The organism is Pseudoalteromonas sp. SR41-1, assembly GCF_014164015.1.
In the GTDB taxonomy this organism is placed as follows: Bacteria; Pseudomonadota; Gammaproteobacteria; order Enterobacterales; family Alteromonadaceae; genus Pseudoalteromonas; species Pseudoalteromonas distincta.
The window spans coordinates 1-7,797 of record NZ_JACJEK010000037.1 but is presented as its reverse complement, the minus strand read 5'-3'; the positions used below and the strand labels follow the sequence as shown (position 1 = coordinate 7,797).

Below are 7,797 nucleotides of genomic sequence, written 5' to 3'. Positions count from 1 at the left end.
ATAGAATATGAAAAACTAAAATATTTTTAACTTAGTTTTGAAATTTCTATAAATATCCATTTATAAAACCCTAAATCATCTTCCTCAGGGTTTTGATAAGGCATAACAGCAAAATCATAATTAAGAACAAATATTAATTCTTCTATACTGTACTTGCTTTCCAGTTTATTTTTATAGGCTTGCTTGACCTCTTCCCATAAGCGCATTGCATTATCGGAGTACTTATCTTGCCAGTACTCTTTCAACAATGCTGAGTTATTATGTTTTAAAGTAAACGCAGAAACATCTCCTCTCGTTAACGTATCAATATTTGGAAGTATTAATAGGGTTTTTGCCCAATACCTAGGGTAACTTTCAGGCAATCCTTCCCATGATTTTATTTGATTTATAACGTCTATATCAAGCTCATCATATTCTTGACTATCGATATCGAGTGATTTGTACCACGCGAAATCTTCATCATATTTAAAGTCAATTGAGAAGTCGCCTTCGGATGTCATTTCAAAACGCGCTTTATTCCAAGGCACATCGTTTTTATTCTTTTGCATTATTTTATAGAGTGCCTCAAAAGCATCATCACACTCTGCATACTTATTGATACCGTTGATTTTATTCACATTGAAATATTATATATCATCATTAAGGCTGTATTGCTGGTTGGATTGTGTTACACCATCAGGATGAATTAAAAAAATATCAAACCAAGCTGTACCCCACCTTTCAGGCAAAGCATTAAACATCGCCTGACCAATGTGGCTATATATTTCATCTAACGTTTTAAACATCATTTATCCTAGTTTTTAAATCTAAATGGTGCAGGTTTTCCAGCAACTATGTACTCGCCAAATATTACTTTAGGTGTTGTATTATCACCATCGTATTGTACCAATATTTCTACCTCAACGCTTTTACCTCTATCTAGCTCTTTGCCCCACTCTTTTTCCTTTTGTCGCCATTCGCCATAACGATTTTGGTCTTTTTAGTTGACCAGAACATTGTGAAGTGGGTCTGCCTACTGCAGTATGAAATATACGTGTAAATTGGGTTATGAGTTTTAACCAGTTTTCTGGGGATATATTAAGTCTTTCTAGCAAAGAAAGGTTTATATTATCAATATAGCCGCGTTTATCTTCTCGCATTATTTGCCCTGTTAACTCTACAAGTTAAAGGTACGATTTACGCTCAAATAGGGTTTAAATCTACATACCCCATTCAGGCTGCAAGTGCTGTTTTATTTGTATTCAGTAGGTTTACCATCAATAATCCACTGCGGGATATAGCCATTTTCTATGGTTAAATCGTACCCTTTTACATCTTTAGCCAGTACAGCCATTGCTGTTAGAGGGATTGAAATGGCGCCCCGACGATCAGCACGTCTACTGTCTTTTCCTGTATTAAAATATTCTTTATGGAGTAATAGCGCTTTTTTCATTTCCTTATTATAAGCATGCTCACCCTCATCACTAAAAATAGCCATAATAATATCTACTAGGGGCCAATCTAAACGGCTAGCGTATAAATAAGCAAAGTCTTCGTAATCATCTGGGTTACTGGCAACTAATGCTTTTTCGATTGCTGAGGCTAAATTTGCACCTGACGAAAATACCGCTTTGAGTAAATCTACAAATGCATAGTCAAATGGCCGGTTTTGCTCACCTAAACTAGCCTCTGCAAAAACGCTATTATCAATCGTTATTAAAAAATCAATAGCTTGTTTATTACGCAATATAATAGCGCTATATAAAGCAGGCAACCACACTTCAACCTTAGTTGAGAAATCATCAGCCTCACCTATAACCTCTATAAAATCATTATCGTAAGCGACTGTAAATGGTTTACCCACACTTGCGTTACTCTGAAAGGCTGCTAACGCCATTTGCTGTCCGCGTGTTAAATAAAGCCATGCGTTTTTGCTATTTGGATTCTCTACCGCCTCTAAAGGAAAAGCCCTAATGAGGTTTCTCTCAAATTCTTCATGAAAAGACATACCACCGCCTGCTTTTATAAGAAACAGGCTATCCTCGTCATCTTCAATATATTCCTCAACCATATCATCATAAGAAATTTGGCCATAGCTATAGTGACTTTTTATCATTTTTGTACCCTTTAAACTTTGTAACTAAAATACTTTTCTTCATTCCACTGTCATTGGCTTTTTGCTTAACACTGTACCACTACACACCAATATACTTATTTACAGGAGCTTTAGGCGGACTTAACTTAGCATTTACTCTTGAATATTTTTGCGCTCTGTGAAATGTAATGAAATTAACCAAATACCCACTCTAATTGACCAAACCAAACTGTGATACTGAATTTACTTTTTAAGCTAACATTTTATATTTATGGCTAAGTTACCATCATTTAATCCATTAAATGGGTGATTATTACGCTTGCATTTAGATAATTCACATGAAAAAACTGCACCATTGCAGTATAAGCACAGACGTCAATACAAAATACCTTAGCTAGCTAAAGGAGTTTCTTTTCAGCCGCCCTCTGCGATGCTTGTAAGGCTTGCCTGTAAAGTAGTCTCTTCCACATAAAAAATGCACGGCGCACGTAACGCGAAATACAGTAGTATTAATTTGTATCAAACAAACTTACTTGAGGATTTCGTGAGATTGCCATAAAAGCTGCCCGTTTTACAATTATAAAGGCGTTGTACTTAGTTCACACAGCGTGAATATTAATGTTGGTGTCTAGTTAATTCTTTGTTTTTAATGATTGGATTGTTAGTATGTAGCATGAGAGTTACCTCTTATATGTTTTGATTTAAAGATTCGACACCTTTTATCAAAACGGGTAACTCTCACTTTTGCAAGTTGATGTGTCAGATCTTGTCTGAACTAATACACTTTATCAAAACGGTTAACTCTCACTTTTCCAAGTTAATGTGTTATATCTTGTCTGAACTAATACAAATTACACCACCAAGCCTTGTGGTTTGGATGATTCTTACTATTGATATTTATTAACTTTAAAGTGTTTCTATTGATTTATTTCCGAAACAATCAACCCTTTAAACTCTTGAGCTTTTAAATAAAAAACATGGAATTCTTTCACTTTTTTCACCCAATGATAATTAATTACACGTTCTCCATAATAGGCACCTGCAAGTTGCCCGTATATAGCGCCTATTGTGTCAGCATCTTCACCTAAATTAACGGCTAAAATAGCACCAGACTCAAATGTATCAGAATGATAAAATGCCCATAAAACAGCCTCTAGAGTATGCATCACATAACCACTAGCGCGTATTTGCGAAGCACTCTTAGATTTATATTTAGCTTCTACTATTAGAACAATGATCGATTGACATAATGGGTATTTATCCCAGTAACCGTCAATAGCTGTATAAATCCCATCTAGCAAGCTTTGTTTAGAAACACCATGTAAAGCTCCCCAAATCAATCCACTAAAATAACGGCATGCGTCCACAGCTTCTTCTGCGCCATGAGTTGTTATAGAACTTAAAGCTGCGTATTTAATTGCATATTCAAAATTATTATAATAACGAATTGGTATTGGTGCCAAGCGCATTAACGATCCATTCCCAGCAGAATCTGGTTCAGTGCTACCAGCTATAGGATCGCCAGTTTTCTCATAATTTTTCAGAGCATTAACGACAGTATTACCAATATCAAAACATTTACCATTTACACTGAAAACACCATCTTTCCACCATTTATAATATAATTCCATTTGATCATTGGGATCACAGACTTTAGTACGGATAAGACTATGAGCTAAGCAATACATCATGCTAGTGTCATCGGTCCACTCCCCGGCTTTCAAGTTAAACGGCCCACCTCCAACAATATCATCAATCGGCTCAAATGTTCCTGGAGCTTTAAACTCAAGCGTTGTGCCTAAAGCATCGCCAAGCGCGCATCCAAGTAAAGCACCTCTAAAACGGTTAATGTCATCATCACAATCAACTCCTATACGCTGATAATATTCTTTACATTGCCAATCAGTAGGTCTTGGGACAGCGATACGATAAACATTATATGATGACATCCATTGTGTTTTATGAGGCTCGATAGAGCCACTCATTTTATTTGTCATGAAAGGAAATCGGAGATCATTAGGAATTTTATTTTCCATTTCTAACATTCGAATTATTGCGGAAGAGGTAATTAACTCACCTGAATCATCATAATATTTTTTTTCACTCATTTTAAACCTCTTCTAGCTCTATGAAGTTTGTTCCATTTACTTTTTACGATTAGTAAGTCTAAATTTAGTTTCCGGCTTAAACAATACGTCTTCCTCATTTGGCTTGTCTAAATTGCTTTATGAACTTTACATACATCATTTAATGTAAGTTCTATTATTATTTTTGTATCACAATCTTTATTCAACAATCCATCGAACATAACAAGTAAACCGAGGGCAATACGTATTGGTAATGATTAATACCACCCACTAAAAAATCTCACCTTAACCTTAGTTTATTAAACGCTGTTGCTGTAGTAACTGTAGCGGTTATAACCAATAGTCAGGCTAATAAACACCAACTTAATTTATTATCTATAAATATCAAGATACTTACCTAAAGTATTATCCTCTTTTATAAATTCATATTGTTCTGTATCTCCCCATTCATTACCAACTTCATTAGTATCTGGGTGAAATAATAGTGAAACACCTGTTTTTGAATCCATGTTTTGATTTAAACCGCGGAAGCTATAATGCTCTAAAGTAGCAATTTTGTATTTTTCAACATACTCACCATTTAACTTAAAAAGCTGAACTTCCATATCGGCATATGCTTCAACAAAAACTAGCTTTAGCTTTTTAGAAAAAACAGCACTAGCATCAAAGCTAAGATTTATTTCAATTAGCTCTCCTTCATAGACCCATGACAGGGTTGTACTAGGTGAGCCACCTTCTGTGTTAAACACTCTTTTTATTTTCATAAATCCTAAACAACTCAATTAAATATACTTTGAAATTTGACTTTTATATGAATCAGGTTTTGCTAACTATTTAAGTATTTACTTTCGTCCATTCTCTGCTAGCTCCAGGTTCATACCTTACAAACCATGGGTTTGGTTGTTGCTCTGCAGGTATAAAATTAATGGCGTTAGGGGTTTCAAATACACCTACAGGCCGCCCTTTATCTTTCAGACAAACAAATTGCCCATCAATTAATTCGAATATACCTTGCTCACCACCGGCAAGAAAAATGCGCTCGTCTATTGCCCCAACCCCATACCATGAATATTTAGCAGACCCAATATCTGTGAAGCCATCATTTGCATTACCTACTAATAAACAGCCACTTCGACCAGTAATAAAAACCTTGTCTCGTGAAAGTACTTTTACATCGGTAAACGCATCTTGTTGGGGAATGCCTGAGGGTAAGTTTATCTTAGTCCATTCATTCCCATTGAAATGATGTATGTTTCCATCATAACCAACAACGTATACGTCATCAGAAGCTGAGCCATCTATTGCATTTGGCGCTTTTGGAAGTGTGTACTTAGCCCAAGACTGACCGTCCCAATGAAATGCTGGGCCTGCAAAGGAAGTAACCCAAACATCTTCGTCTGTTGTTCCCCAAATAGCATTTAACTGGCCTTTAAAAACTTCGGTAACATTCCACTTAATATCAAAACTACCTGAATTAAATTTTAATCGCTCGAATGGCGGCTGCTTAAAATTAATGCTGGCGTTAGTAAATACGTCACCTTGATCATCTACAACCCATAAATGACCGTTTTCCGATGACCACATAGCATTGAGTTGGAAGTTTATTCCTAGGCAAGTTTGAGTTACCCCTTCCAATGTTAAAGCGACCCCACCGACAGCACCTAATGCATTTGATTCATTGTAATATGTAATAAGCCTATGCTCGCCTAAATTCGAGTAAGTAATGTCTATTATATTAACTATCTCGTAATTATTTCGCATAAAAAAAGCAACCTTTATTGTTAGAACTCTTCATGTTTATCTATGTTTTTATCTTTATCTACATCACCGCCACCAACTAAATTAGACATCGTGGCACTTTTATCAACCCCTGCGCTATCTAAGTAGTTTTCGGCATCTATTCGAATCGCCTTGGCCACTAAAGCTGCTTCCTCTTCTGGGATCCTCGCCTCATATACGCCTAGCACCCTTTCAATTGTCTCCATACTAAGCGACTTTGCCGTCTCACTCTCCATATGATCTAGCCACTCATTTACTGTGGCGTACTCGCCTTTTTGATCAAGCGATTTAGCATAGTCTTTTTCAACATCAGTAAGGTATCTGTGCTCAGTACCTTTACTTTGATCATCAAATACAAAGTATGTTATCGCATCGGCTTCATTATAATTACCAAAGTCTTTGCCTATTGGTGGCCAAAATCACTGTACCACTACAGTAATTGCTCACTTATATTTTTAGCTAGCAACTTACTAAAATCATACAGCGTCTAGGGCTTCTTGAGTCTCAGTTAATGCCTCTTCAAAATCAATAACTAATTCTTCAAAATAAGCTTTATTCTTTCGAGTATCTCGCATCGTCACTTCTCTAAGTATTTGAGTTATCTTGCCAATGTACTAAATCTTTTGGGTAGTATTCATGATCGATAAAACTGCTATCGTCAATATTATATAGCTTAACGACTAAAGCAGCTTCCCAACACCAGTAACCTATATATGCATCAGTATCCATTAAATGGTAATCTGGGCTTCCTTCTAGCTTATCCCAAGCCTCTAAATAGGCCTTTACTAAGTTAGGACGTTGCTCTGGCTCACTTTCAATAACTTTATAAAGCTTGCTAAACCGCTTTTTAAAAAGTAATTCTTTGGATACTTCGCGTCCAACATCCCCCATTTCAACTGCAATACTATCAAATAATGAATCAAGACCTTGATTACCAATTAAAGACAACATATTCAGGTAATACTCTTTTCCCATATCTAGGCAGTAAGCAAAACTCAGCCATTTTAAGAAGTCTTCTAAATAGTCTTCACGTATTTCCTCCCAACCTATACGCTCAGCCTGCTCTATATCAGGCAAGGCATCAGCATAGTTCTTTTGCCATTGGCGGTATTCTAGTATTTTTAGAAGATCTGGTTTTAAAAATGATAAATCATCACCACGTGAATACTTTTGATGTAATAAGTACAGAGAGTCACTGACTAGCCTAAATGTACCTTTCATTTTGACTTCAATTGAATCAGTATCATCAAATTTGACTTCCTCAACATCTTCTTCAATACATTCTTTTTTAAACGCTATACGTTCGTCATAATATGCTTTATCTTTTAAGGTATCTCGTAACATGATTTGTTCTCTTATAGCTCAGGTGCTTTAACTATTATTTTTGCATTTTATCTAATTCTTTTACTGACAGGCTTCCATCTTTTTTATTGCGAATTAGTAGTTTTTGGACTCCTACTTTATCTTTCTCCCCCTGTGTCAGGATAGTTGTCGCCTCTAACTTTTAATAGAGGCAGATAAAATGAGACGTCGATTTACACAAGAATTTAAAGTTCAAGCTGTTGAAAAAGCATTATCTCAATGTGATGATGTTCGCCTAGAAGATATTGCGCTTGAATTAGGCATCGGTTATTCAACCTTGCAACGATGGATCGCGCTTGCTAAAAACCATGAATTTGAAACTAAAACTGCAAAATTAAGATGGGTGTCTTTATTATTTGAATTTTTATACATAGAATATGAAAAACTAAAATATTTTTAACTTAGTTTTGAAATTTCTATAAATATCCATTTATAAAACCCTAAATCATCTTCCTCAGGGTTTTGATAAGGCATAACAGCAAAATCATAATTAAG

9 protein-coding genes and 2 pseudogenes are annotated in these 7,797 nt (G+C 35.6%); 1 reads left to right on the top strand and 10 read right to left on the bottom strand.

Going from position 1 to position 7,797, the window contains the following annotated elements:
- Positions 1 to 26: 26 nt before the first annotated feature.
- The 10 genes and pseudogenes from H5118_RS20160 to H5118_RS20125 all read right to left on the bottom strand — a co-directional run bounded on the left by H5118_RS20160 (position 27) and on the right by H5118_RS20125 (position 7,284).
- Complete coding sequence (locus H5118_RS20160) at positions 27 to 617, bottom strand: immunity protein YezG family protein (RefSeq protein ID WP_182749938.1); 591 nt, start codon at positions 615 to 617, stop codon at positions 27 to 29.
- A gap of 9 nt (positions 618 to 626) precedes the next feature.
- On the bottom strand, positions 627 to 788 hold the full coding sequence (locus tag H5118_RS20155) for a hypothetical protein (RefSeq protein ID WP_182749936.1): 162 nt from the start codon (positions 786 to 788) through the stop codon (positions 627 to 629).
- Between the two features lie 5 nt (positions 789 to 793).
- Positions 794 to 964: pseudogene (locus H5118_RS20945) on the bottom strand (hypothetical protein); the annotation flags it as partial.
- 25 nt (positions 965 to 989) lie between these two features.
- Positions 990 to 1,187, bottom strand: a pseudogene (locus tag H5118_RS20745) (transposase); the annotation flags it as partial.
- Positions 1,188 to 1,231: 44 nt separating this feature from the next.
- Positions 1,232 to 2,095 (bottom strand): immunity 49 family protein, encoded by an 864-nt coding sequence (locus H5118_RS20150; RefSeq protein ID WP_182749934.1) that lies wholly within the window; start codon positions 2,093 to 2,095, stop codon positions 1,232 to 1,234.
- A gap of 896 nt (positions 2,096 to 2,991) precedes the next feature.
- A complete protein-coding gene (locus tag H5118_RS20145) occupies positions 2,992 to 4,182 on the bottom strand; it encodes an ADP-ribosylglycohydrolase family protein (RefSeq protein WP_182749933.1) in 1,191 nt (396 codons plus the stop codon).
- Between the two features lie 350 nt (positions 4,183 to 4,532).
- A complete protein-coding gene (locus H5118_RS20140; RefSeq protein WP_182749931.1) occupies positions 4,533 to 4,925 on the bottom strand; it encodes a hypothetical protein in 393 nt (130 codons plus the stop codon).
- Between the two features lie 70 nt (positions 4,926 to 4,995).
- The gene (locus H5118_RS20135; RefSeq protein WP_182749929.1) at positions 4,996 to 5,922 is read right to left on the bottom strand and encodes a hypothetical protein; all 927 of its coding nucleotides are present in this window, start codon (positions 5,920 to 5,922) and stop codon (positions 4,996 to 4,998) included.
- Positions 5,923 to 5,942: 20 nt separating this feature from the next.
- A complete protein-coding gene (locus tag H5118_RS20130; RefSeq protein WP_182749927.1) occupies positions 5,943 to 6,146 on the bottom strand; it encodes a hypothetical protein in 204 nt (67 codons plus the stop codon).
- A 379-nt stretch (positions 6,147 to 6,525) separates the two neighbouring features.
- Positions 6,526 to 7,284: a PoNe immunity protein domain-containing protein gene (locus H5118_RS20125; protein WP_182749925.1), complete on the bottom strand. Its 759-nt coding sequence runs from the start codon at positions 7,282 to 7,284 to the stop codon at positions 6,526 to 6,528.
- Positions 7,285 to 7,462: 178 nt separating this feature from the next.
- On the opposite strand from H5118_RS20125, the gene H5118_RS20120 reads away from it, so the two are divergent.
- Complete coding sequence (locus H5118_RS20120; protein WP_182693244.1) at positions 7,463 to 7,702, top strand: transposase; 240 nt, start codon at positions 7,463 to 7,465, stop codon at positions 7,700 to 7,702.
- Positions 7,703 to 7,797: the final 95 nt, after the last annotated feature.